Genomic DNA, 24,812 nt, shown 5'->3' with positions numbered 1-24,812 from the left:
CCCACCTTGCCCACCATCTCCCCACATTTTTACCCAGTTTTATGATGAAAATGGAGCGCAAGGTGATCACCTTTCTGGATAACCAGATCATCATCAGTCAGTTTCTGCAGCAAGCGGATAAAGTGCTTGGTATTGATCCCCATAGCTTTAAGCTCTTCGCATAGAATCATTTTTGTACATGCCTCCTCGCTGGCAATAAGACTAAGAATAGCCTGCCTGAGCGCCATATGATTTCCTGTAAAATTCGGCACGCCGGCCCGTTCTGGTTCGCGCTCATCATCCTCACGGGCAACATCCTGCACGGCCAGCGAATGGACCTCCTCGCCCTCTTCATCGGTAAACAGTTTTACCGGCAGCAGGTCGTTCGCCCGGCGCTTCTGCTCTTCAGCATCCTTCATTTCCGTGCATGTCAGTATCAGGACGATTTATTCCCCTTCTTAAACGTTGGACACATAAAGAGCAGCAACTCTGTTTTCAAAAGCACGAAAAAAAATAGTGGTTTAAGTGTTCACCTATTCACCTTTCCCATTTTTATTATAATTATCATTATATTAATTGGTGAGCACCATAATTATAAGTATTCACCATGTGTTCACCCTAAAAGTCTTAAAGGTGAACACTTAAAGAAAAAGTGTTCACCCCTTATGATGATAAATAAGATTCTTTCTACAGGATGAACACTGGTGAACACTTTTAAATTAATTTTTTTCTTGTGTAGTTTCAAAACAACGGGGCATCCATTCTTGAGCCTCGGGTGTAAGCAGCAGGTTTGACCTCATGCCCTGCTTTGTCTTCTCATACGGCTTTCCATACTCAGCCATGGCACCAGGCATGTCTGTGCCAAACCGCATGAGCGATACCGCGTTGCTCAGCCCGTTCGCCCGCATGTAAGCCATGTAGGCGTTGTAGAGATAGCGACGCTGGCTGAAAGGAATAATTCCTGCGTTACCTATCAGCATGCCGTCACAGTGCGGTGAAGCCGTCAGGTAACCGCAGAAATCGACCAGCGAATCGCACTCGCGCTAACTGGCCAGAGCCTCACCGGGCGACTGCTGTTCAGACAGCAGCTGACGCGCCTCCTGCTGGTCCGTAAAGCGGGTAAGAAGGTGGCGGATGATGACCGGCAGCTCAGCCTCTATCTTTGCCGTCATCAGCGGATCGCGTTCGTCTTCCGGGATGACCCGTGAAAAGTTAAAAATGATCCGGCGCCGCGATATGCCCCCGCTGCGATCGCTGAAGGTCATGGCGTTATTTTTGATGACTAGAATAGATGTGGAGTACAGCGGCTTACGGCTGAGACTGATCGCACTTTAATAAGAGAATAAAAGAACATCCCTGACCGTAATAATGAACCAGGCTATAAAGATTTTACGGTGATAACAGCGGAAAGAAGGACACCGATGAAGACCAGCTCGAAAACTGCCAGCAGCAGTAGCCTTTCGAATTTTCCCAGGCCGGAATTCGACAGGATGGCATTACCTGTGCTGCGTGCTGTCAACACCATGCCCAGTGTAGAAGCCACTAAAAGACTCCAGAATATGAGCGGATGCCAGTCTGCACCTTTTAGTTCCCGTTGCCTCAGAACTGCAGCCATCACGACTGACTGTAATAGTCCCAGCGCTATCAGGCCAGACGTTTCATTTGCGATTTTGCAGTAGTCAGACAGGAAACTTTTCACACCATACCCTTAGTTTTCACATAACGAACCAGCATAGTAGTCCTTTCACTTCAAAGGCTTTAACCTGGTCACAATCAGGTTCTCCATATAACCATTTCCTTTTCCGGCCCCCACCATGCCCCCACTTTTGCCTGCCCCCACCACGCCCCCACCTGTTTTTTGAAAACCCCCTCTCAGCCCGGTAAATTCGCGGGTTTGAGCATGGCCCCCACTTTCTGTGTGTATACAGGGAAAAAGTGGGGGCGAAAGGGGTGTCGCCCCCACCGCCCCCACCTGGCCCCCACTTATTCCCCCATATTCCTCTGAGAGTGAATGACAATATTTTCGCCGTCTAAAGAAACGAGCCCTGCCTTTGTCAGCTTACTCAGCCAGCGGGAAAAATGCTTGCGGGTATCAATGCCCATGGCCTTCAAATCATCAATGATGATGGCCTTTGTACAGGCCTCACCCCGCGCATTGCGACTTCTCACTGACTGCCATATTGCCAGATGATTTTCACTGAGGTTTGGCACGGCAATTAAATCCGGATCGCTTTCCTCAGCCTCACGGGCGACGTCCCGCACGGCCAGCGAATAGATTTCCTCTCCCTCTTCGTCCGTAAACAGCCTGACCGGCTCCAGGTCGTACGCCCGGCGCCTCAGCTCCTCAGCGTCCTTCATTTTGGTGCAGGTCAGTATCAGGGCGATGTTCTCATCCTCGCGTTTCACCTGAAACTCAGCGTCCAGCGCCGCGCGGAACGAACTGGAGCCCCGCGCCCCTCTGGCCTCGTCTTTCCCTGAGTGGTGAACCACCAGCACCGTGGCGCCGGTTTTCCGCTTAATGTCGTCACAGCCCTCAATGAACGCCCCCATATCGCGGGCGTCGTTCTCATCGTTGCCGCCAAAGCAGCGCGCCAGGGTGTCGATGACAATCAGCCGCACCGGCAGACCGCCCTCTGACGCAACCTGCTTCGCCGCCAGGATGACCTCCTGCACCTCTGACTGACGCACCGGAAAGACGGGGCGGTTTACCAGCCAGACGTTCTCCACGCGCTGCTTATAAACCTGCTCCCAGGCGCGGATGCGGCGCGGCACGCCGATGCCTCCCTCACCCACGATATACAGCACCGCGCCGCGGTTAACCCTGTGGCCTGCCCAGGAGAGGCCTGCCGAAATATGGCAGGCCCAGGAGACGGCGAGAAAGCTTTTGAACGAGCCGCTGGGGCCGTAGATGCTGCACAGCGCCTGCGCGGGCAGGACGTGCTTCATCACATAGTCCTGCCGGGCGTCGAAGCCCTCAGAGCCGCGCGACAGCGGCAGCCGGGTCCTCGTCGTGTCTGCCGCAGGAAAGACGCGCTGAATGCGCCCGGTGTCGCGCAGGCAGGCATTCAGTTCCTCCGTGCCGAGGATTTCTGCCACGACCGAGCGGCGGAGCGCCTTCACCTGCTCAGCGTCCGTGCCCAGGTAGCCGGCATCGCACAGGTCTTCGTAGGTCATGCCGTGCAGCTGCATCAGGCGCACCACCAGCTTTCCGCAGCGGGTTGCCGGATCGTGATGCTGGCGGGCGGCCTTTTCCAGCTCAGAGCGGCTGCAGGGGCGTCCGTGTGCCCACAGATAGACGCAGGCAAAGAGCGCGTCGGAAAGCGGCTCAGTAAGCCGCAGGGGAAGGCTCATTTCGGCAGGCCTCCGCTCATCTGGAATTTGCCAATCAGCGGGTGGTACCAGTACGCCGAGCCGTACTTCCGTTTGGCCGCACGCAGCACCAGACGGGCCGCTTCACGGAATTTCCCGTCCGATACCAGGTAACCTCCGGCCCTGTGCCGCACCAGCATCACGCCGGCGTTTTTTGCCAGCTCCTCCGCCTTTTTGGTGGAGATGCCAAACTCCGCCGCCAGGGTGCTGACCGGCGCCATGCCGGGCGGAATGGTGCCGCCCTGTGAATCCACCAGCGCGTTCAGGCTGGCCTCCAGGTCCCCGACGCGCGCAGTGAGCGCCTCCACCCGGCTGGCCAGCTCGTTAAACTTCACGTTACTGATCATGGTACTTTCCTCCGTCAGCCCTGAGCGCGCGGTAAATCTCAAAGTTGATGTCGCAGGCCAGGCTGATGAGGTGCCGCAGCTGGGGCGAGCACTCCTGGCAGGCCTTGTCCATAATCACCTCAAACAGCGAGGTGGCCATCTCGGCCTGGAATTCAGCCTGATCTAAATCCATGGGCTCACGCATTTTGGGCCTCCTGAACGGGCAGCGGGTCCTTGGGAGAGTGGGTAAGGCAGCGGATATCCTGCTCTGAGCCGGCGCCGGTGCAGAGATGAAACGGGGGCACAGTCCGGCCCTGACGGGAAATGGCGGGGAGGCAGTACTGATATTTGGGGCGAGTTTGGGTATGCTTGTTAACAGCCATAGTCGTTACTCCTAATAACGCGACAGGTCAGAAGCCTCGGATGTGTTGCAGCACTTCGGGGCTTCGTTCATTTGTTCACACCAACACACACTGGTGTTTAAACACGTTACCTCTAAGTGTTTAAACACGTCAAGAGTCTTGTGTTTAAACACTTCATGTGCCAAACGAACTGCGATAAGGTTGTTACTTGGTGAACCACAGAGGTTATGACTAAAAATGAGTACTGGGCATAAGAACAACAAATCCACCTTTAAAGGGATTCGTTTCCCGCACGAGTTAATTGATGCGATCGAAAAAATCGTTAGCGATGAAAAAAAACTGAACCCACAAACAAATTTCTCTTCTTGGGTAATACAAGCATGTGAAGAAAAGCTGGAAGCGAAACAGCGCGGCAAGTAATAAAACATTTCATACTTCCAGTTGATTACTTTGCTGAGCAGCATTTGGTAGCCTCGACACTGTAGCCCTGATCCTATCTTGAGCTGTAAAATTTTCTTATTCTCAAACACAGTCAACCTCACACGGTCTGCGTACGACGCGTGGACGCCAGATAAGCGTCTAAATCTGACTGAAAATAAATAACCTTGCGACCGACTTTGTAATGCGGAATTTGCACCTTCCCGGTGCTGGCCCAGTTAGCCAGTGTCTGTGGCGTAACCCCCAGATAGTGCGCTGCCTCTGACCGGGTCAGACGGCAAGGTGTTTTCAGGCTGAGAGGGAATTGCATGAGTATCACCATCAATATCAGTTGAAGACTGATGGTGAATATCTATCGCCGGAGATACTGTGTGTAGCCCCACAACGCGCTGTGATCGGATCACAACGCGCTATAAGGGGATCATAACGCGTTATGAGGGTATGACTAGCCGAAAAGGCGGATACGGGCGAACTTTGGAAGCCGGCCCGAGTTTCTCCTCTTTAATCCAGCGTGCCAGCGTCTCTTCACTGACCTGTCCTTTCAGATGGCCATATACTTTTTTGATCATGGCATTTTTAGGGGTGTGCGGATAATGGCGCCAGGTTTCAGACATTATCGCGATCACTTCATCTGCATGTTTATTACGCCGTCCTGACGCATTCCTGCTGTTATGGCCGCTATACACTTCCCGACGGAACTCTTCAGACTGACGCAGCTTATTCATGGCGACATCAATAAACGTTGCAGTATCGGTCTGTCCCAGGATGTCGAAAGACTTCAGAACAGGAAGGAGTGAAATGGCTGTGTGGTAGTGCTGTTCAAGCAGAAGCAGCAGATAGGATTTAAGCAGGGCCAGCCGGGCACGGTCATAGCTGCCTTTCGCGAGGTCCATACACCAGAGCGGATCTGAAATTTCGGTGATATACGTCCTGCGGTCTGCATCACTGAAGGACAACGCTTGGTAAAACATATTGATATAACCTGTCACCGGCTCTGCCATAGCCAGCTCTTCCAGCTTTTTTGTCATTTCCGCTTTGATTTCATCAATCATTTTCTGACCTCATTGACCTTTTCCGAGAGTGAAAAAAGCAGTCTTCGTTTCTCATCATCATTGAGGTGCTCCAGCGCTTCTTTCAGCCGGGCATCCAGGCCTTCGGGCTTATCCGCTCTCCCGCTGTAGCCCAGGATGGCATGCTCAATTTTTGCTGCCGGTGCCTGCAGTTCATCCGCACCAAAGTGCAGATACCCCTGGGTCACATCGGCACTGCGCAGCGTTCTGTGGTTCATCAGGCGCTTCAGGATATAGCTTCCTACCCCGGCCAGCTCCGCCACGGTACCGTAAGTTCGCCTCGCGTCATGCCACTTGAACGGGATGGGCTGCAGATTGTCCGGATTGGGTTCAGGAACCGTTGACCGGCTTATGCGCCCGGTGACGTGGCGGTATTCTTTGATGGTGGTCTTTATGCCCGGAAAGACCAGAGGATGCTCTCCGCGCCGCGCCGCAGCGCGCCGGCGGAACAGCGCCAGTAAGGTACGGGTGATGGGCAGTTCAAGCGGGTCGCCGTTTTTTGTCGTATCTATCCAGAAGTAGCGGCCTCCCAGGTTAACGCAGGACCAGGCGAGACCGAATATTTCGGACTTCCGCAGGCCCGTGAACGTGGCCATCTCCACGGCATCACACACGGTCGCAGCGAAATCATCAAGTTCCCGCTCCGCCTGCTGCCTTACCGTCTCTATCGCAGATAACCAGCGGCCAAGATCGTGAGTACGGATGCGGTCGCTTTTCCTGACCGTGCCATGCCATTTCCGCTTGGTGCTGAGCACCAGTGTGGGTGGATCGGGAAGCAGGGTTCGCCCTTCCTCATCCCGGTAGTGATCGTGTGCGAAACGGTAAACCGCCCTGAGTGCGCGTGCCCATAAATCCGCCTGCGCATGACTCCCCTGCCCGGTGCCCCGTCGGAGGGAACGCTTATCCGCACCATACCAGACCGTGCCATGCGTGATGGCTTTATGACGGGCTTCAACGCGATCGCGGGTGATGTAAGCCAGAGGCTGTGAGAGCCAGTCCCCTGAATAGTTGCCCAGAATGCTCCGGTATTGTTTTGCGGTGGCCGGCTTCAGGCGATGCTCGCGGCTGAGAATATAGGTGTTCAGGGCATCCTGCAGGGTGACGGCTGCCCGTTCGTGCGTGCGCTTCTGAATATTAGGGTTCTGACCGCTGAGGGCCATGCTGCCCATGACCTCCAGGGCTTTCGCCCGGGCATTCTCCACCGACAGCGCAGGAAAACGCCCCAGCGTTGCCCGGAAAAACTTGCCGTTTTTCTTGCGGGACACACAGAAACTTTTAGTGCCGCTGACGCCGACACGGATCCGAAGCCCGTTTACGACCGTGTCGCCATACTCCACCTGTCCCCTGGCAGCAGGGGGGAGCTCTTCCAGCCTGGTTTTCGTGAATTTGAACGTTTCCATCCAACCTCCTCGACCACACGATCAGGGTATCCTGCGAATCGCATGGTCCAGCCAGGATACCTATAGGATTCCCCAAGCGCGTATTAGGGATGACTTCTGGTTATTTATACAGCGGTTATTATATTGGGAAGGTATTGAAAAGTATAGAGGGGCATATTAACGTAAGTTGTTGATTTTACACTCATAATCGCTTGGTCGCTGGTTCAAACCCAGCAGGGGCCACCAAATCTTCATAAATCATGTATTTAAATCACTTCTCTGGTGATTTTTCCGTCCCCATTTTGGATGGTGCTGCTTTAAATATATGTCACTGCAAAGCCTGACCAGACTAATCGCTTTAAATGATTAAATGGTGATTAGTAAGCTCATGAAATGACTTAACAAAAGGAATCGTTATGTCTTACAGCTGCTATCTGTTATTAAATCGTCGTGAAATGACTTCACTCAATTGTCCGGGCATTGGTGTTTTTCCCGCGTTTTCAGGCCAGAAAGATGGCCGTAATAATCCTGATAAAACTCATGTCCCCGATATTGGCCCATTAGTGCGCGGACGTTATTACATCGTTGAGCGGCCATCAGGTGGAAGATTAGGTCCCTGGCGTGAGAGATTTTTGAAAGAAATATACGGAACAGATCGGACCACCTGGTTTGGTCTTTACCGCGATGACGGCAAAATTGATGATTACACGTTTGTGGAGGGCGTCAGACGTGGGAATTTCAGGCTCCATCCCATAGGACCGCTCGGTCTTAGCGAGGGCTGTATTACACTTGCTCATCCTATCCAGTTTCAGTACATGCGCGATATGTTCCTGCGCGCCGGCCCCACTCTCAATATTCCAGGTAGTCAATTGAAAGCCTATGGAACGGTAAAGGTGTACTGATGATGCGTATTTTTTTACTCATTTTGTTATTTATCATCTGTTGCGTGGCAATCTCTAAAGCGTTCGCAATATTAGTTCCTGCATCAATATATTATTCAATCGCCAACGCCCTGCAGATCTATGGTGATGAATCGGTTATTGATTTTATATTAATAGTCAATATTTCTATATCGATTCTGCTTTCTCTAATACTGGTAGTCCTTCTAAAGCGTAAAAAATGAAGATAAGAGGCTCCGGAGCCAGGTTTCATCAACTGAGAGCCGGCTTAAGACATTTGTAAAGGTGCTGTCGTTGCTGTAGTCACCCACTGTACAACAGCGCTCAGCCCAGTACTATAAATAGTATCTCATTGATAATTTGTTATTAATCTTTTCGTAAAAAACTGATTAAAATAAACTTTTTTCGCACCTCAGCTATCGCGCGATAATGCTTTAACCAATAATTTTCTAGAGATCATATAACTATTTTTTGGTGAAAATCATATGCAGAGCGAGATAACTTTTGAACTGTAGAATTCTTTTCGAACATAAATGGTGTTTTAGGGAGAATGAGATCCGATCGGGTCAGATATTCTATGTAAAAACTGAGCTAAAGGTAAGCCAGGCGGTGCCGATAACTGAAAATTGCAGGCTCAACTGCCATCCAACAGGAAAGCGCAGGTGCTCTTTAAACCTTGCTATTCAGCGTTTAGGATGGCTTTGCAACGCGCGGGAATCGAGACACCTGCTGGGCAGCTTACGCACGTCTTGCGACACACCTTCGCGTCTCATTTCATGATGAACGGCGGCAATATACTAGTGCTTCAGCGAATATTGGGACATACAGATATCAAGGTCACGATGCGATATGCGCACTTTGCACCGGACCATTTATTCGAAGCGACATTGTTTAACCCACTGAGTATGTTAATAAAATGATAACATCAATAACCTCTCACACATATATGTGATAAGTAATTAATATTTCTCTAAAAATAACCCTACTCAATATTTTACATAAAGAAAGTGCTTTTAATAATTAACACTTGTCGTTTTAATTAGTAAATTAAAAAAGGAAGTTAGTAAATGAACAATGAAACACAATACTTGTATGATCTTAAAAAAGAAGATTTTCTTTTTAAAAACAACCTTACAGAAGAAGATTTTGAAAATTCCAAATTAGTATGGAATGATCTATTAAAAATCGGCAGTTATCATGCTGCGCGCGTTGATTTTTTGAAGGAAACAGCCATTATGATATCTTCAGTACTTCAGCAAGTAAATGAAGTCCACTCAGTAAGATGGCGTGTAAAAGATCCTGAACACCTCATGGCTAAGGTTGTAAGAAAACGCAATGAGGGAAATAAAAAGTATGATGAAATTTCAGAAGAAAATTACACTACGATTATCACTGACTTGATTGGAATAAGAGTCCTCCATCTATTTAAGAAGGATTGGAAGCCTATTCATAGTTTCATAGAATCAATGTGCCAGCAACTAGAAAAACCTGTGGTATATATTAGAGAGGGAGATGACTCCGAATCTGAAGAATATAGCAATCAAGGTTGTTTAGTAAAAGTACACAAAGCTGGTTATCGTTCAGTTCACTATATAACAAAAACTCGACCTATGAAGGATGAAATATTTACCGAAATTCAAGTTAGAACTATCTTTGAAGAAGGCTGGAGTGAGATTGATCACAGAGTTCGATATCCCAATTTCTCTGACAACGAGCTTTTAAATTATTTCCTTATGATATTCAACCGATTTTCTGGAAGTGCTGATGAGATGGGTTCATTCGTTCTTGATCTCAGGCAGACTATCGAACTTATGGAATTGTCAAAACTAGAGTTATCAAGAATTGAAAATGAAAAGGCTGAGAGCCTACAAAAAATAGATGAATTAATAGCCAAGCTAAGCTCAGAAGAAGAAAAGGTTGGTCAAGCATCCACCGAACTTAAGGAACTAAGAGCTGAGATTAAAGTGCTGAAGAATAATGAAGCAACAACATCTAAAGGGAATTTATTAAAATCAATTGAATCACAAGATTATATAACTGCAAATGAAAAGCTTTCAAAATCTTTAGGACTATATAAAAATAGCAATTTTGATAAAAGCAAGTCATGGCTTGACGAATATTTAACAAACAATAGTATAGCAACGAATGAAAAAATTAACTCACTGTTAGGCTTCAGTAATAATAAAAATCAACAAATGATTCTAAAAGCATTAGGCACCACACCATTAATTAACAAGTCGAATGCAGAAAACATCCTTAAAAAGTTAGGCATTACAAATGACTCGATGTCTCATAGTCACACCATTCAAAATATTGTTAATCCTAAGTCGTCAGAAAATATCGATGACATATTGAAATTAAAATCAAAAAATAATGATTCTGATTAAAATTTTATGTTCCTAAATGGCAGCAAAGTGGCAGCAGAGCGCAACGCTGTGCGCCACTTTTCATCACTATTCGGCCTAACGAAAACCTAAAAATCAGTAAGTTACTGATTTATCTAGTTTAGAAATGGGACTCATAATCGCTTATTCAGTGGTTCTAACTTAGCGAAGGCCGCCAATAACTTGTTCATCTGATTGACTTAAGTCACCCTCAAACAGGTGGCTTTGCTATTTAGATTTAAACAATGACGATGCAAGGTCAGCGTTTTTTGCTGATACAGTTAAAACTCCAATGCGCAGTACCCTTCCGCTTTCAACCTAAAATCACCTGTTTTGCCAGCCTTTCCGACTCAAGCTGCCTCACGCTGCCATTGTGTTAACAACCGCCTGTTACAGACCACTACACCACAATCCATCTCGCTAAACCTTCATGCAGCCTCAATTCCCCCACAGAACCACACATTTTGCACATCAGGCCAACACATCCCAGTGACTGCCAGCAGCTCACCTGCCAGATTATCTATTCAAAAACCTATTCATCTATCTATTCATAAAGTGATTCAACACCATGTCTACGCGTGCGGAAACCCTACGTCAGCTTCTCCATAGCGGGCCGATAACGGGAAGGCAACTCATTGAAAAAATGGGTATAAGCCAGCCCACGCTTTCCCGTGCGATTAGAGAACTGGGTGATGACATCGTCAAAATCGGGGCGGGTCCATCTATTCACTATGCCCTGCGGGATACGTTTCGCGGATTCCGCTCGGCCCCGATTTACCGTGTTACCGATGAAGGGCAAATCAAACCTCTCGGCGAGCTGATCCGGTTCGTCCGGAAGGATTTGTGATGGTGCAGGCGGACCATAAAAGCTTTCACAGTGACGGGCTGCCGTGGTGGCTGTTTGACATGCGACCGCAGGGCTATCTCGGCAGAGCGTATGCCTCGACTTATGCCAGCGGGCTCGGTCTGCCGGCGAATCCCGAACAATGGGCGGACGCAGATGTCGTCAGAGCGCTGCTGGCACAAGGTCATGATGCGATCGGCAACCTGCTGATCGGCGAGCAGGCGCGCAGCCGTTTTCTGGAAATGCCCGAACCGACACCCGTGGAGCGCGTGACGGCGTATCCCGAGCTGGCGCGGGCGGCGGGCGCTGGTGAGGTGCAGGGCTCATCAGCGGGTGGTGAGCAGCCCAAATTCTGCACCTATACCGAACGCGGTCATGTGCTGGTGAAATTCACCGCAGCAGATGACAACCCAGTCAGCGAACGCTGGCGCGATCTGCTGATGGCTGAACATCTGGCCCTGAAAGTGCTGGGTGTTGGGACCGACGTGTTTGATATTGCAGGGCAGCGCTTTCTCGAAATCCCCCGCTTCGATCGGGTGGGCAAAATGGGCCGTATCGGCGTGTTTTCGCTACGGGCGCTTGATGCGGAGTTCGTCGGCAATGCCAGTGCAAGCTGGCCGGTCCTCGTCAACCAGCTTGTGGCGGAAAAGTGTGTCCATTCTGAGGCCGCTAATAGCACGGCCCGGCTTTGGGCATTCGGCATGCTGATCGGCAATACCGACATGCACGCCGGTAACCTGTCATTCATCAGTCGCCATGGCCGTCCTTATCACCTCGCGCCAGCTTATGACATTCTGCCGATGGGCTTTGCGCCCAGAGCGGGCGGCGCCATCGTGAATACGCTGCGGCCAGCGTCACTGCCGGAAGTGGTCAGCAGCGATACATGGCGGGAAGCGCTGGCTTTGGCGGAGGAATTTTTGTCTCTGGCGAACAGTTGCGATGGTTTCTCAGCGCGTTTTGCGCCGTGCCTCGCCGCGTTACAACAGCATCTGAATGAGGCCCGATCGCGCATCGCCCGACTGGGCTAAGCGCTTTTCATCATTGATTATTCCCTTAAAGCTGCATCACTGAAAGCGGCGGCGACCAACCGCCTCGTACCCAATTTTTTCCCCGCAACTTTGCAAAAGTAAAACGATCGGTTTACTTTTTAAGGTATGCGTAAAAAACAACATATCCTGAACGCTGCCGAGCGGCTGTTCTACAACAATGGTTTTCATGCCACCAGCACCGATTACATTTGCCGTGAGGCGAAGGTCTCCACGCGTACGCTCTATCAGCACTTTCCGTCGCGCGAGCGGTTAACTGCCGCGGTGATGACCGCGCGCCGGCAGCGCTTTGCCGATTTATTGTCACAGCCAGACGATCCTGCAGCCATCAGCCAGCTGTTTTCGGTGCTGGAACAGTGGATGCGGGCAGAAGGATCGCTCGGCTGCTTTTTTGCCAAAGCGTACGGTGAGTATGCGGAGCAGGATGCTGAGCTGGCGGCGCAGGCGCTGGATTATCGTTACTGGCAGCGCGGCTATATCCGTGCCTGCCTGGCGCACTCGCACAGGAATTCGCCGTCAGCGCTGGCCGATGCTATCTGGATACTGTTTGAAGGGGCGATTATGGCCGGATTGATTGACGGTCCGCAGGCTGTGGTCAATGCGCGTCTGGCGGCTGAGCAACTGATGGCGAGTGCGTCATGAAAACCTCACTCCGCCTGACACTGAGCGGCTTTATGCTGATCGCCGTGACCTACGGGCTGGCGCGTTTTGCGTGGGGAATGATGATGCCGCAGGTGGCACAACAGATCAGCTTCAGCCCGCGCGCATCGGGCATGCTGGCCGCCTGCAGCTATCTGGCTTACTGCCTGGCCACGCCCGGCGCCACGCTGCTGCTGGCGCGCTGGGGCGTGCGCAGCACCGCCATGCTGGCAGCGCTGACGGCTATGCTCGGCTTATTGCTGCTGGCCGCTGCCGGCAGCGCATGGCTGATTGCCGGTGGGCTGTTTATCGCGGGTCTCGGTGCCGGACTGGCTTCCCCGGCGCTCGCCAGTGCCGTGAGCCGGCAAATTGACGCGTCGCGGCAAACCGCCGCTAATACGCTCATCAACGCCGGCACCGGCGCGGGCATTATTGTGTCAGTGCCCATTTTTATGCTGATGCCCGGCGGCTGGCGCGCGGCCTGCTGCTGTTTTGCCGCGCTGGCGTTAATCAGCCTGTTGCTGGCACGCTATTGCCTGCCCGCCGGTCGTGCCGATCCACCGGGATCGCCGGTTGGCTGGCGCGATCGGCTGCACAATCATGCGCTGCAGCGGGTGATTATCATCGCTTTTCTTAGCGGTGTCGCCAGCGCGGCGTGGTGGTGTTTTGGACCGGATGTGTTACGCCAGCACAGCCACCTGAACGAAGGCCACGCCAGTATGCTGTGGCTGGTTAGCGGCGCGGCCGGCATTCTCGGCGCGCTGACCGGCCCGCTGGCACGCTGCATCGGTATGCGTCAGGTATACTGGCTGGCGCAGCTGGCGATGGCCGTTCCGCTGCTATTGCTGGCGGCACTCACCCACTTTAGCTACTGGCTGGTACCGGCGGCGGCACTGTGCGGCGCGGGATATGTCACGCTGTCGGGTATTCTGCTGGTTGCGGGTGCCGCCGCCACGCCACAGAATGCGGCCTCTGGCGTGGCGGCGGCGTTTCTGACGCTGGCGATTGGGCAAATTGTCGGGGCGATACTCTTTGCGCAGCTCTACAGCAGCAGCGCCGCCACAGCCCTGCTGCTGTTCGCTGCCATCCCGGTTGCGCTGCTATTTCTGATACCGGCTAACCCGCCACAGCGCGCTGACGCTTAACGTCCGGTGGTGAGCCAGCGGCTGAGGATGCCGGCACTGGAGTAGCCGCGAATGATCGCCGCGTAGCTGTCAAAGCGATTGCTCACTTCGCTTACCTGATTGTTATACAGATCGCTTTCGGCGCTCAGAACATCCAGCAGCGAGCGGCGTCCGAGGTGATACCACTGATCGAAAAAGTCTTTGCGGATGCGGTCAGACTCGACAATCAGACTCTTATACAGCGCGGCGCGATCGGCCATCGAATGTGCATCCTGGCTGGCAGCGCGCACGCGATTCTCCAGATCGCGTCGCTGCTCCTGTACCTGCTGACGGCTGGCTTCGGCGCGTTTAATCGCCGCAATCTCCTGCGCGTTGGTTGAACCGCCGCGGAACAGGCCCCAGCTAACGTTGATGCCGGTTTGCCACGCCTGCTGGCGACCGAGCTGATCTTCACGCGTGCTTTTGGTTACCGTCCAGTTGAGTTTTGGCAGGCCGGAAGCTTTAATCGCTTCCGCTTCTTTAAACCCCGCTCGCGTTTCCGCGCTGGCGCGCAGGATCAGCGGATGATAATCCAGGCTGGCCAGCTGGCGGTTGAGATCGCCAAAATTCATCGCCCAGCGATCGCTGGCTGGCAGCGTCACGCGACTATTGCCCATCAGGCGGTTCAGCGTGATTTCGACATCGCGCGCGCGCGACTCGGCATTCTCCAGATAACTCTGCGCCTGCAGCAATCGGCCTTTGGCCTGCGTCAGCTCGCTGCGACGACCGGTATCTGACTGCACAATGCCGCTCAGCATGGTGGTCAGTTCGGTCATGCGCGCCACGTACTGCTGGCTGATGGCAATGATCCGCTGCTGCTTGTTCCACTCAATCAGCGCGTTGCTGACCTGCATCGCCAGCTCTTCACGCTGCGCCTGCGCCGCCTGCTGCGCCGAGGTCACGCGCTCTTCGCGGCTCTCGATGGTGCGGCTGGTCTGACCGAAATCAATCAGGTTGGTCGCCATCGACACGCCGAGCGCCGGCACGTTGCTCTGACTACCGTCGCTTTTTACCCCGCCACCAAACTCTTTGGTCGCCGAGCTGGCGCTGACATCCAGCTGCGGCCAGCGCTGCCCTTTCGCCTCATCCACGCTGGCGGCGGCGGCATCGGTCTGCGCCACGGACGATTTCAGCGCCGGGCTGATGCGCCAGGTGATGCGCGCGGCCGAGAGGAATTTCTGCCGCAGCTCGGATTCAGCCACGGTTTCATCCACCGCGCCGCTCAGGCTGACCGGTGAACGCGCCACGGCGGCATCGGCGGCAGTGGTTCTGGTTTCCGCTACTGGCGGACTGACATAACTGAACTCGCTCTGTGCTTTTACTTCTGCTTCATTCACCGGCACCGGCGCAGGCTGCTGTGAGTTGAAAGTGCGTACCGATTTCAGCAGCGGATTCGTCTGCCTGGGTTCCGGCTGGCGCTGCTCCTCCGTCAGAAAACCGCCGCCCTGTACCGGCTGCACCGGCGGTGGTGCAATCGGCGCTGCTGGCGCTGGGGCCGGTGAAGGTGCCGGCGGTGGTGCAATCGGCGCTGCTGGCGCTGGGGCCGGTGAAGGTGCCGGCGCTGGTGCCGGCTGAGCGCGTGGCGCGGCGACCGGTGGTGCAACCGGCGCGGCCTGAGGTTGCGTAAACATCGGTTGCGGTGCCGGCGCGGTTGCAAAGCGCTGGGCTGGCGCAACGGGCACGCGCTGTACCGGCACGCTGCGTACCGGTGCCGCAGCGGGGGCGGCCGGGCGATGTCCGCTCATCTCGGCAAACATCATCAATTCACTGGTCGAATCGGCCATTACGCTGATGGCCGGAGCCATCATGACCGTAATGCAACCGGCAAGCAAAGAGAGGCGCCGCGCCGCTGCGCGACGGTGCATATTATTATTTTTCATGGTTATTAACGCTCGCGGAAGGCTTCTTTCGCCTTAAGTACCGGCTTCAGCAGGTAATCAAGGATGGTTTTCTCGCCGGTGCGGATTTCCACCGTGGCCACCATGCCGGGAATGATCGGCAGATCTTTATTGCCTGCGTGCAGCGTGCTTTTATCGGTGAGAATCAACACGCGGTAATAAGTGTCATCCGGGCGGCCGGAAGCGGCTTTCTGATCGTCTTTCAGCGTATCCGGACTGATGTATTCCACATGGCCATCCAGTCCACCGTAGATGGCGAAGTCGTAGGCGGTGATTTTCACTTTGGCCGGCAGCCCCGGACGCAGGAAGGCGACATCAGAAGGACGGATTTTCCCCTCCACCAGCAGTTGCTCTTCCAGCGGCACGATTTCCAGGATGTGCTCACCGGGCTGAATGACGCCGCCGATGGTGTTGACGCGCACGTTTTTCACCGTGCCGCGCACCGGTGCGGTAATGGTGGTGCGCTCGACCACGTCCGCGCGGCCAATCAGGTTTTCGCTTACCTGGCTCAGTTCCAGCTCCAGCCGCGCCAGTTCGGTGTTGGCATCAGACTGGTAACGGTTACGCCGCTCGACAATCTGCGCCTGGATGTCGTTCGCCTGGCGCTGCATGCGCAGCAGTTCAACCTCAGACAGCAATCCTTTCGCCGCCAGCGGCTCCGCCAGACGAATTTCACGCATCGACAGGGCATAGCTGCGCTGCAGTGAGTTAATGCTGTCGTTCAGCGCGCGCTTGCGTGATTCATAGGCTTTGGTCTCCTGCGCAACCACGGCGGGATCGCTCTGCACCTGCTCGTCAAACGTCAGCGGCTGCGCGTAGGCTTCGGCACGCAGACGCGCAATGCTGCCCTTCAGGCCAATCACTTTGCTCAGCGCCTCGCGATAGCTTGATTGCGCACGCGTCGGATCGATTTTCAGCAGGACGTCGCCCCGGTTGACCACCGTGCCTTCACGCACATTCATTTCGGCAAGAATGCCGCCTTCCAGACTCTGAATCACCTGCTCGCGGCTGCGGGAAATCACTTTTCCGTCGCCTTTGGTGATCTCCTCCACCCGCGCATAGTTTGCCCAGGTGAGACCGATGCCAATCACCGCGATGATGATCCACATCACCAGTTTCGATCCCGGCGTGGTTTGCGACAGCAGGGACGCCTGCACGTCATTCATGAATTCGGCATCCGCAGCGGAGAGATTTTTGCTGCGGCTGCGCCATGGCATTAACTTGATCATACTGCGGCCTCCTCTGCCGCGGCGATGGCGGGCTCTGACGTTGCCGAAGCATCGTTAGCCGGCGCGGGTGCGCGCGCCGCCTGCTCTACCGCCTGACGCGGCTGGCGGGTTTTACCTTTACCTTCCAGCGCGGCCAGCACCTGCTCTTTCGGGCCATCCGCGACAATTTTTCCTTCCTCAACCACGATGATGCGGTCGACCAGCGCCAGAATTGACGGACGATGCGTCACGACGATCAGCGTGTGGCCTTCGCTGGCGCGGCGCAGATGGGCGAGGAACTGGCTTTCGGTCATGCTGTCCATGGCGCTGGTCGGTTCATCCATCAGCAGCACTTTGGGCCGCGTCAGCAGAGTTCGCGCCAGCGACACTAACTGACGCTGACCGCCCGACAGCCCTTCACCGCCCTCACCGACCGACAGGTTGATGCCGCTCGGATGGCGCGCCGCCACGTGATCGAGACCGGTCAGATTCAGCACGCGCAGCAGTTCATTCGCGGTGGCATCCGGCCGGCCAATCATCACGTTCTCGCGCAGCGTGCCGTAGAACAGGCGCGCATCCTGGCTGACGAAGCCCACCGCTTTGCGCCAGTCGGCCGGATCGATCTGGTTAACATCGAGTCCGTCAGCGGAGATCTGCCCTTTCACCGGCTGATACAGACGCGCCATCACGCGTAACAGCGTCGATTTACCGCTGCCGATGCGGCCAAGAATCGCCACGCGCTCACCGGCCTTGATAGTCAGCGAGATGTCTTTGAGGATTTCCGGATTGGGCTTCATCGGCGGTGCCGGATAAGAGAAGCTGACATTGCTCAGCGAGATCTCGCCGGTCAGCGGCGGATCGGTCAGGTAGGTTTTGCTGCTGTCGCGATCGACCGGCATCTCCATCAGCTTATTCAGCGAGGTCAGCGCCGCTTTGGCCTGCTGATAACGCACCGCCAGACCAATCACCTGACCCAGCGGGCCGGTGGCGCGGCTGGCCAGCATCACGGTGGCGATCATCGCACCCATGGTGAAGGTGCCAGCGTTGATCAGATAAACCCCGGCCACCACCAGCATCACGGTCTGAAACTGCTGAAGAAAGGTCACCACGCCGGTTGCCAGCGTCGAATAGCGTTTTGACTTCATTGAGTTAGCCGACTGCAGCGCGCTGAAGTTCTCCCAGCGGCGCTGCATATGTGCTTCACCGCCCACGGCTTTCAGCGTTTCCATGCCTTCAACCGACTCGATCAGCACGCCCTGTTTCAGCGACGCATCGCGCAGGTTCTCCTTCATGATGCGCGCCAGCGGCCACTGGATCGCGGCGCTGACGATGATGATCAGCGGGATCATCATCAACGGAATAATCGCCAGCGGACCGCTGATAAAGAAGATCACGCCGACGAACATCAGGATAAACGGCAGATCCGAAATCGCCGCCAGCGTCGCCGAGGCAACAAAATCGCGCACCGATTCGTATTCACGGATCTGGTTGGCGAAAGTGCCTGATGAGGCCGGTTTGTGCTCCATCTGGATCGACAACGCCTGACGGAACAGCATGCTGCCCAGCACCAGGTCGGCCTTTTTGCCCGCCATGTCCAGCAGATGTGCCCGCACAAAGCGGGTAATGGCTTCGAAGATCATGGCGATGGTGACGCCAATCGCCAGCGACCACAGCGTAACAAACGCCTGGTTCGGCACCACGCGATCGTAGACGTTCATGGTGAAGAAGATGCTGGAGAGTGCCAGCACGTTGATCAGCACGGCGGCAATGGCGGCGCTGCGGTAGTAACGACGGTAGCGCCACAGGGTGCTGAACAGCCAGTGACCTTTGACCTCCGGCAGCATTTCACTGGCGCGCTCATCCAGTACCGCCGCCGGTTTCGCCATCACCGCAAAGCCGGCATAAATCTCGTTGAGCTCTGCCAGGCTCATCTCCACCGCTTTATCACTCACCTCCGGCATGATCAGCTGGAAGCGCAGCTCGCGCTGATTCTCCTCATTGGTGTGAATGCGCCGCGACAGCACAATGCAGCCGCCGCCGTTCTGCCGCAGCAGAATCATCGGCATCAATTGCTCCGGCAGATCCTGCAGGCGGCGTTCGACCATGCCGCCGGTAATGCCAGCGTTCTCCAGAGCGGTCATCGCCTGCGACGGCGACAGCAGCGTCGCTTTTGGCAGGCCGGCGACCAGCGCCTCTTCACTCTTCTCGCGTTTGTAGTGTTTGCAAATCCACGCCACGCTTTTTAATAGCGTGTCATCCACGGTGGTTTCGATACGAGCAACAGAACGCGCATCCTGCTCCACGGCATTCTGCTTCTGGTCCATCATTTCCCGACTCCTGTAAACCTGACAAAAAACGGTGGACGCATCGTCCACCGCAGACTTTTCTTTGAATTGGGAAAATTCTGACAGAAGGCAGCTTTCAGGCCGTCCAAGACTTGTCTCAAACGGTGGAGAATATTTATGAATAAAGTGGGCAAAGCCCGATTGAATGCGGTCTGGCGACCGAACGATTGCAGAATAATCGCGGCGCTGTTGAGCGCTGTCCTGGGCGTGTTATCTTAGCTGCTCGCTTTACTGCAACCGGACAAAGAGCAATGGCAAAACAGCGGGTAGGTATCGTATTTGGCGGCAAGTCGGCCGAACATGAAGTGTCGTTACAGTCGGCCAAAAATATTCTTGAGGCGATCGATAAAAACAAATACGACGTGGTCCTGCTGGGGATCGACAAACAGGGCGAGTGGCATCTCAATGACGCTTCAGGCTTTCTGCTCAACGCCGACAATCCGGCGCTGATTGCCCTGAACCGCTCCGGTGAAAACGTGGCGCTGGTGCCCGGCAGCCGCGCGGAACAGCTGATTACGCGGCAGCAGGCGCAGCCACTGTCGCAGCTGGATGTCATCTTCCCGATTGTGCACGGCACGCTGGGCGAAGATGGCTCGCTGCAGGGGTTGCTGCGCATGGCCAATCTGCCGTTTGTCGGGTCGGATGTGCTGGGTTCCGCGGTCAGCATGGACAAAGATTTCACCAAACGCCTGCTGCGCGATGCCGGCCTGAAAGTGGCACCGTGGCTGAGCGTCACCCAGCCGCAGCGCGCGGCGCTGGATGTGCAGGCGGTGATTGCGCGCTTTGGCCTGCCGCTGTTTATCAAGCCAGCCAATCAGGGATCATCCGTTGGGGTGAGCAAAGTGACGCAGCCGGACGAATTCGACGCGGCGCTGGATCTGGCGTTCCGCTTTGACCGCAAGGTCCTGATTGAACAGGGCATCAGCGGCCGTGAAATTGAATGCGCGGTGCTGGGTAACGAGGCGCCAGAAGCCAGCCCGTGCGGTGAAATTGTGGTGCACGACGCTTTCTACTCGTATGACACCAAATATATCAGCGAGAGCGGCGCGCAGGTGGTGGTACCGGCTGACATCAGTGCGGAAGCCAGCGAGGCCATTCGGGCTGTAGCGATTACCGCGTTCCAGGCGCTGGAGTGCTTTGGCATGGCGCGCGTCGATGTGTTCCTCACCGAAACGGGCGACATTATTGTCAACGAAGTGAATACTTTACCCGGCTTCACCAACATCAGCATGTATCCCAAACTGTGGCAGGCGGCCGGCCTGAGCTACAGCGATCTGATTACCCGCCTGATTGAGCTGGCGCAGCAGCGTCATCAGCAATCCAGCCAGCTGAAAAGCAGCGTGTAACCTGCGATGGCGTGGCTCAGGCCACGTCATGCGCCATGCTGCGCGGCGCGATTGCCGGTGAGGTCTGATTGCGGCCGTTGCGCTTGGCAACGTAAAGGTGTTTATCAGCCGCTGACACCAGCCGGTTGATTACCCCCGGCCATTCACGTTCGTTAACCGCACCGCCGCGCGCCAGGCCGAGGCTGACCGTCACGGTCACGGTGTTGCCCTGAATCCAGAACTTCTCTTTCACCATTGCCTGACGAATCACTTCGGCCAGCTGAAACAGTTGGCTGTGGGTGTAATCAAACACCACCACCACGAACTCTTCGCCGCCAAAGCGGCACACCAGGCCACGACTGCCGACTACGTGCTGAATACGGCGCGCAATTTCCTCCAGCACGCCATCGCCGGCATCATGGCCAAAATTGTCATTAATGGCTTTGAAGTAGTCGACATCCAGCATAATCACGCCGGCTTCACGCTGCAGGGAAAACGGCTGCTGGCGAAGGTTTTCATACAGGCCGGAGCGCGACAGTAGCTGGGTGAGGAAATCGTAATTGGCGCGCAATGCCAGGCGATGGTTAAGCTGGCGAATGGCGTCCATGCTCACCGCCACCAGCAGCGGGCTGAGCGCTACGGTGGCCACACCGAGCCGTGCGGAAGTGAGATGGCTGATGGGCAGCAGCGAATCATCGCCCTGAATATTCATCACGCCGTGCGAGACCAGCACGATCTCGGTGATGCCGGTGAACAGAATCACCAGGCTGGTGATCGGAATCGGCAGAACAATGGCACACCAGATCAGCGCCGGTACCGGGAAGGTCAGACTGCCCGCGCCACCAATCAGCGCCCCCACCGTGAGCGACAGCGCCACGGCGAGCAGCGGCAGCAGCCTGGCCGGGTGCACCAGCGTCCGCAGCGGCACGCTGCGCAGCGGACGCGTCAGCATCACCGGCAGCAGCATCAGCGAGGTGGAGAACTGCTCGCTGAACCAGTCGGCCCACGCCACCACAAAGCGCGCGTTGAAGTCGATATCCTGCGCCCACGCACCCCAGGTGGCGCAGGCTGCTGCACCGAGCAGGCACGCCGGAAAGATGCGCATGGCGTTGAACACCTGGCTGTTTGCAGTTGGCGATTGCAGATGCTTAATCAGCATGCTGACTGACACCAGAATAAACAGGATATTGGCAAAATTAATCGTCACCGCTGGCAGTGCCCAGCCGGAAAAAACCGTATCGTTGAAAATCATGGCGGCAAAACACACCAGATAACTGGAGGTGGTGTGTAAAAACGGGTTGCGCACCATTAAACCGGCGATGAGGGCATTCACCGGCCAGAACAGGGAAAACTCTTCGGGAATACGCAGGTGGCTGCCAATAAAGCAGAAGAACAGCGTAATAAGACACAGCGAAAGAGCATTCTTTTTAACATTATTCTCTTCAAACAGCTTAACGCGCATACGTCTGAACCCTGTAACCTGAAATCGCTGCCATCCGTCGCTGGCATCAGCAATCATTTAACCTGAAAAATCCGTGCGATAATTCGCTAATTAACCCGGTATTCGTCGCCCTGCTCTGCGACTGAGCGGCGCTCACTCTGCCATGAAAGCCAGAGACGAGCTACCAGCCCCGCCGGCAGCATGTGAAACAGGCAGGCGCAGTGAGCGGCAATTATGCCGTATAAATAAAAAAATCGGATATCCGGGATATCCGATTCTGGCGAAAAAAACTGCATGACTGCGCGCGGGAACGTTATTTCACCGCCACCGGCCACTGGCTCAACCGGATGCCGCGCTCACCGGCGCTATCCCCGAAATCCTGCAGCACCGCTTTCACGTCCGGATCCATATACTCGGCGTTATCGTGATCGACAATCACCACGCTATTTTCCGGGATCTCCGCCAGCAGCCCCTGCAACTTCGGGTTGTGCATAAAGGTCAGGTTTTGCTGAAAGCGCAGCACGTAATGGTCGTCATAGCGGGTAAGTTGCAGCGCGTTGCGATGGCTTTGGTAGATGCTGCACAGAATCTGCGTCGCGATACCGATACCAATCCCGGCCAGCATGCCAAACACAATGATACCGCCGATGGTGGCAAGAAACGGCACGTACTGCTGCGCGCCCATGCGAATCTGTTCGACGAACAGGCGCGGCGTTGCCAGCTTATAGCCGGTATACAGCAGCACCGCCGCCAGGCTGGCGAGCGGAATCGCGTTAAGCAGAGCGCTGAACCACAAGCCACAAATCAGCAGCAGCACGCCGTGCAGCAGAATCGACAGTTTGGTTTGGGCACCCACGCTGACGTTGACCGAACTGCGCACAATCACCGCGGTAATGGGCATCGCCCCGAGCAAGCCGGCGGTCAGGTTACCGATGCCCTGCGCGAACATCTCTTTATTCGGTGACGGCGCCGGGTGCTGCGGACGCAGTTTTTTCAGCGCCTCCTGGCTGAGCAGCGTTTCAAGGCTGGCCACCAGCGCCAGCGTAATCGCTACCACCCACACCGACGGATTCTGCCACGCCAGCCAGTCAGGAGTTTCCAGCTCCGCCACCAGCGCCGACATACTGTCAAACGCCGGCAGTACGATACGCGGCAGGCCTTCGCCGAGGCTGGGAAACAGGCGATCGCCTAACACCGTGGCGAGGCAGCCAAACAGCACCGCCACCAGCGGGCCGGGGATCCAGCTCAGCGCTTTAACCGCTTTGATCGCGGGCGTGGTCCACAGCCACAGAATCAGCAGCCCGCTACCGGCCACCAGCATCGCGCTGAGCGAAAACGCAAACTCCCCGCTGACCAGCGACTGCAGACCGGCATCACTCGCGGCGCCCAGCGCTACCGGAATCTGCTGCATAATCAACAGCAGGCCAATGGCCGCCAGCATCCCTTTGATGACACTGCCCGGCACCAGCGAGATAAAACGACCGGCGCGCAGCAGGCCGAGCATGCACTGCAGCACGCCAGCCAGAATCAGCGCAGTGAGAAACGCGGAAAAGCTGCCGAGCGTCTGGATTGAGGCCACAACAATGGTCACCAGCCCCGCCGCCGGGCCGCTCACGGCAAAGCGCGAGGGACTGAGCGCGGTAACCAGCAGACCGCCGATCACCCCGGTGAGCAGACCGGCAAAGGGCGGCAGACCGCTGGCCTGCGCGATGCCCAGACACAGTGGCAGCGCCACCAGAAACACCACCAGACCAGCAGGAATATCCTGACGAAGCGTTTGCAGATTCATGATGAGGGTTCCTCTGACGATTGCTGTATTAACTCTTTCAGATGGCCGGACTGCAGGTCATAAACGCAGCCAAATACATCCAGCTGCTGTCCGGCCTGCCAGGCCTGTTGCACCGGCTCGCAGCGCACCAGCTGGCTAAACTGGGCGATGACATTGGCTTCAATCAGCCGGTTAAGCTTGCTGCTCTCCTCTTCCTGCGCGGGACTGGCGTGATAGGCCACCAGCCCGTGCTGCAATGCGCGCCGCAGCGCGGCAATGCGCCTGGCGAGCGCCGAATCCTCCTGCGCTAACGGGCTGGCAGGCAGACCCAGCGCCGCCTGCACGCCGCCGCAGCCGTAGTGACCGCACAGCACAATGCGCTCGACGCCGAGATAAAAAATCGCGTACTGCAGCACGCTGATAAAGTTGTCATCATCGGGTAGTACCATATTGGCGATATTGCGGTGCACGAATAGCTCGCCCGGATGCGAGCCGGTCAGCACTTCTGCCGGTACGCGACTGTCGGAACAGCCAATCCATAAGGAGTGGGGTTTCTGCTGATGCAGATATTGTTCAAAGTAATCTGGATTACGCTCGCGGCGCTGGAGTGCCCAACTGCGATTTTTCGCTAATAAGGGTTTAAGGGTCGTCACAATTATCTTCTCTCTGTATCCGCAAATAGCGCTTCCGGGCAAATAAATGCATGGCGCAGCACGGTTTTAGCGTTCTGTGGCAGGTGAATACGGCGCTTTCTCACAGAAATTGGTTATAGACGCTTATGAATTGATTTGCACCAGGAATATTTCAGCCCGGCAGAAGAAGCGACCTTATGTAAAATAAGTGTCAGCAAATGTCATGAAAAAGTAAGTTAATGCAAGTGACGCAATCAGCAGGAATTTCATTAAAAATAAATATAATCAGTCTATTAA

22 protein-coding genes and 2 pseudogenes are annotated in these 24,812 nt (G+C 55.0%); 9 read left to right on the top strand and 15 right to left on the bottom strand.

The genetic code is table 11. The features are described from left to right. Positions 1-29 precede the first annotated feature (29 nt). The 6 genes and pseudogenes from C1N56_RS02485 to C1N56_RS02460 all read right to left on the bottom strand — a co-directional run bounded on the left by C1N56_RS02485 (position 30) and on the right by C1N56_RS02460 (position 3,879). Positions 30-398 carry a Cro/Cl family transcriptional regulator gene (locus tag C1N56_RS02485; RefSeq protein WP_394517064.1) on the bottom strand — a complete coding sequence of 123 codons (369 nt, stop codon included), beginning with the start codon at positions 396-398 and terminating at the stop codon, positions 30-32. A gap of 300 nt (positions 399-698) precedes the next feature. Then, a pseudogene (locus C1N56_RS02480) lies at positions 699-1,307 on the bottom strand (primase-like DNA-binding domain-containing protein); the annotation flags it as partial. 50 nt (positions 1,308-1,357) lie between these two features. Next, the gene (locus tag C1N56_RS02475) at positions 1,358-1,678 is read right to left on the bottom strand and encodes a hypothetical protein (protein ID WP_394517063.1); all 321 of its coding nucleotides are present in this window, start codon (positions 1,676-1,678) and stop codon (positions 1,358-1,360) included. 284 nt (positions 1,679-1,962) lie between these two features. Then, positions 1,963-3,330, bottom strand: a complete 1,368-nt coding sequence (locus C1N56_RS02470) for a helicase RepA family protein (RefSeq protein WP_394517062.1) — start codon at positions 3,328-3,330, stop codon at positions 1,963-1,965. Beyond that, positions 3,327-3,695 carry a hypothetical protein gene (locus tag C1N56_RS02465; protein ID WP_394517061.1) on the bottom strand — a complete coding sequence of 123 codons (369 nt, stop codon included), beginning with the start codon at positions 3,693-3,695 and terminating at the stop codon, positions 3,327-3,329. Before C1N56_RS02465 ends, C1N56_RS02470 begins: the two co-directional genes overlap by 4 nt. After that, entirely contained in the window at positions 3,685-3,879 is a 195-nt protein-coding gene (locus C1N56_RS02460) for a hypothetical protein (RefSeq protein WP_394517060.1), read from the bottom strand. The genes C1N56_RS02465 and C1N56_RS02460 overlap by 11 nt, the downstream gene beginning before the upstream one ends. 394 nt (positions 3,880-4,273) lie before the next feature. Between C1N56_RS02460 and C1N56_RS02455 the strand changes: the two genes are divergently transcribed. Continuing rightward, positions 4,274-4,456, top strand: a complete 183-nt coding sequence (locus C1N56_RS02455; RefSeq protein ID WP_394517059.1) for a YlcI/YnfO family protein — start codon at positions 4,274-4,276, stop codon at positions 4,454-4,456. A gap of 118 nt (positions 4,457-4,574) precedes the next feature. On the opposite strand, the gene C1N56_RS02450 is transcribed toward C1N56_RS02455, so the two are convergent. The 3 genes from C1N56_RS02450 to C1N56_RS02440 form a co-directional block, all read right to left on the bottom strand. After that, entirely contained in the window at positions 4,575-4,784 is a 210-nt protein-coding gene (locus tag C1N56_RS02450) for a helix-turn-helix domain-containing protein (protein WP_394517058.1), read from the bottom strand. Between the two features lie 121 nt (positions 4,785-4,905). Further along, positions 4,906-5,526: a hypothetical protein gene (locus tag C1N56_RS02445; RefSeq protein ID WP_241798604.1), complete on the bottom strand. Its 621-nt coding sequence runs from the start codon at positions 5,524-5,526 to the stop codon at positions 4,906-4,908. Continuing rightward, entirely contained in the window at positions 5,523-6,944 is a 1,422-nt protein-coding gene (locus C1N56_RS02440; protein ID WP_394517057.1) for an integrase arm-type DNA-binding domain-containing protein, read from the bottom strand. Before C1N56_RS02440 ends, C1N56_RS02445 begins: the two co-directional genes overlap by 4 nt. Positions 6,945-7,339: 395 nt before the next feature. Here C1N56_RS02440 and C1N56_RS02435 point away from each other — a divergent pair, with 395 nt between their 5' ends. The 7 genes and pseudogenes from C1N56_RS02435 (at position 7,340) to C1N56_RS02405 (ending at position 13,880) form a co-directional block, all read left to right on the top strand. Then, complete coding sequence (locus C1N56_RS02435; protein WP_104188241.1) at positions 7,340-7,825, top strand: DUF2778 domain-containing protein; 486 nt, start codon at positions 7,340-7,342, stop codon at positions 7,823-7,825. A gap of 546 nt (positions 7,826-8,371) precedes the next feature. Next, positions 8,372-8,742: pseudogene (locus C1N56_RS02430) on the top strand (tyrosine-type recombinase/integrase); the annotation flags it as partial. 147 nt (positions 8,743-8,889) lie between these two features. Then, a complete protein-coding gene (locus C1N56_RS02425) occupies positions 8,890-10,209 on the top strand; it encodes a hypothetical protein (protein WP_394517056.1) in 1,320 nt (439 codons plus the stop codon). Between the two features lie 565 nt (positions 10,210-10,774). Beyond that, entirely contained in the window at positions 10,775-11,053 is a 279-nt protein-coding gene (locus C1N56_RS02420; RefSeq protein ID WP_278708238.1) for a MarR family transcriptional regulator, read from the top strand. Beyond that, positions 11,053-12,078 carry a type II toxin-antitoxin system HipA family toxin YjjJ gene (gene yjjJ / locus C1N56_RS02415; RefSeq protein WP_394517055.1) on the top strand — a complete coding sequence of 342 codons (1,026 nt, stop codon included), beginning with the start codon at positions 11,053-11,055 and terminating at the stop codon, positions 12,076-12,078. Before C1N56_RS02420 ends, yjjJ begins: the two co-directional genes overlap by 1 nt. A gap of 126 nt (positions 12,079-12,204) precedes the next feature. Then, on the top strand, positions 12,205-12,738 hold the full coding sequence (locus tag C1N56_RS02410; RefSeq protein ID WP_058771307.1) for a TetR/AcrR family transcriptional regulator: 534 nt from the start codon (positions 12,205-12,207) through the stop codon (positions 12,736-12,738). Next, complete coding sequence (locus C1N56_RS02405) at positions 12,735-13,880, top strand: MFS transporter (RefSeq protein WP_394517054.1); 1,146 nt, start codon at positions 12,735-12,737, stop codon at positions 13,878-13,880. Before C1N56_RS02410 ends, C1N56_RS02405 begins: the two co-directional genes overlap by 4 nt. On the opposite strand, the gene C1N56_RS02400 is transcribed toward C1N56_RS02405, so the two are convergent. Genes C1N56_RS02400 through C1N56_RS02390 form a run of 3 tightly spaced genes read right to left on the bottom strand, consistent with a single transcriptional unit; the run spans position 13,877 to position 19,331 of the window. After that, positions 13,877-15,778 (bottom strand): TolC family protein, encoded by a 1,902-nt coding sequence (locus C1N56_RS02400; protein ID WP_394517053.1) that lies wholly within the window; start codon positions 15,776-15,778, stop codon positions 13,877-13,879. The genes C1N56_RS02405 and C1N56_RS02400 overlap by 4 nt on opposite strands. A gap of 5 nt (positions 15,779-15,783) precedes the next feature. Then, positions 15,784-17,025, bottom strand: coding sequence for an HlyD family type I secretion periplasmic adaptor subunit (locus C1N56_RS02395; protein WP_021509681.1), 1,242 nt, complete (start codon positions 17,023-17,025; stop codon positions 15,784-15,786). Further along, on the bottom strand, positions 17,022-19,331 hold the full coding sequence (locus C1N56_RS02390; protein ID WP_394517052.1) for a type I secretion system permease/ATPase: 2,310 nt from the start codon (positions 19,329-19,331) through the stop codon (positions 17,022-17,024). The genes C1N56_RS02395 and C1N56_RS02390 overlap by 4 nt, the downstream gene beginning before the upstream one ends. A gap of 269 nt (positions 19,332-19,600) precedes the next feature. Between C1N56_RS02390 and ddlA the strand changes: the two genes are divergently transcribed. Next, positions 19,601-20,695 carry a D-alanine--D-alanine ligase gene (gene ddlA / locus C1N56_RS02385; RefSeq protein ID WP_394517051.1) on the top strand — a complete coding sequence of 365 codons (1,095 nt, stop codon included), beginning with the start codon at positions 19,601-19,603 and terminating at the stop codon, positions 20,693-20,695. A 16-nt stretch (positions 20,696-20,711) separates the two neighbouring features. Here the strand turns inward: ddlA and C1N56_RS02380 are convergent, their stop codons facing one another. The 3 genes from C1N56_RS02380 to C1N56_RS02370 all read right to left on the bottom strand — a co-directional run bounded on the left by C1N56_RS02380 (position 20,712) and on the right by C1N56_RS02370 (position 24,542). Further along, positions 20,712-22,136: a GGDEF domain-containing protein gene (locus tag C1N56_RS02380; RefSeq protein WP_058776404.1), complete on the bottom strand. Its 1,425-nt coding sequence runs from the start codon at positions 22,134-22,136 to the stop codon at positions 20,712-20,714. Between the two features lie 292 nt (positions 22,137-22,428). Continuing rightward, complete coding sequence (locus C1N56_RS02375) at positions 22,429-23,898, bottom strand: SulP family inorganic anion transporter (RefSeq protein WP_104188445.1); 1,470 nt, start codon at positions 23,896-23,898, stop codon at positions 22,429-22,431. Positions 23,899-23,900: 2 nt separating this feature from the next. Continuing rightward, the gene (locus C1N56_RS02370) at positions 23,901-24,542 is read right to left on the bottom strand and encodes a carbonic anhydrase (RefSeq protein ID WP_104188443.1); all 642 of its coding nucleotides are present in this window, start codon (positions 24,540-24,542) and stop codon (positions 23,901-23,903) included. Between the last annotated feature and the right edge of the window lie 270 nt (positions 24,543-24,812).

The sequence above is a fragment of the Pantoea sp. SGAir0175 genome, from assembly GCF_043547855.1.
This window is presented reverse-complemented; position numbering and strand designations above follow the sequence as displayed.